We start from the raw sequence: 678 nt of genomic DNA on the forward strand, positions 1-678 counted from the left end.
ATCTCATCGTCTTTAGTCCAATGGGTACCATCGACCAAGAAGAAAACTAGGTTCACGTCACTCAACGATGAGTTTGCAGCGCGGTTCATCAAACGGTTGATTGCACGTTTTTCTTCAATGTGAAGTCCTGGTGTATCAACGTAAATCGCTTGGTAATCGCCATCTGTGTCGACGCCCATGATGCGATGACGCGTCGTTTGTGGCTTACGTGACGTGATCGAAATCTTCTGACCTAGAATTTTGTTCAGAAGCGTCGATTTACCCACGTTAGGACGACCAACAATGGCAATGAAACCACAATGCTGGTTTTCCGGTGAGCTCACCTCACCGTGTGATGCGAAAAACGCATCGATATCGAATTCGTTATCAGCCATTAGTTAATTGCTCTAGTGCTGTTTCTGCTGCCGCCTGTTCTGCCTTGCGACGGCTGGTGCCTTTACCGATTACAGGCTTATCCACACCTGCTACTTCACACTCAACCGTAAACTCTTGGTTGTGCGCTTCACCTTTAATATTAGTCACTGTGTAAACAGGCAGCGGTTTTCTTCTGCCTTGTAGGAACTCTTGTAGGCGAGTTTTTGGGTCTTTTTGTGATACGCCAGGTTTGATGGCTTCAAGACGCGAGTTGTACCAACTCAGAACAATACTGCGTACTTTCTCAATATCACTATCTAGGTA

At 46.2% G+C, this 678-nt stretch carries 2 protein-coding genes; both read right to left on the bottom strand.

From position 1 onward, the window contains the following. A partial coding sequence (gene era / locus R7190_RS27780; RefSeq protein ID WP_318137917.1) for a GTPase Era occupies positions 1–374 on the bottom strand: 374 nt, incomplete at its 3' end. After that, on the bottom strand, positions 367–678 hold a 312-nt coding region (locus tag R7190_RS27785; protein WP_318137918.1), incomplete at its 5' end, for a ribonuclease III family protein. The genes era and R7190_RS27785, both read right to left, overlap by 8 nt.

This window comes from Vibrio sp. 1078-1 (assembly GCF_033340475.1).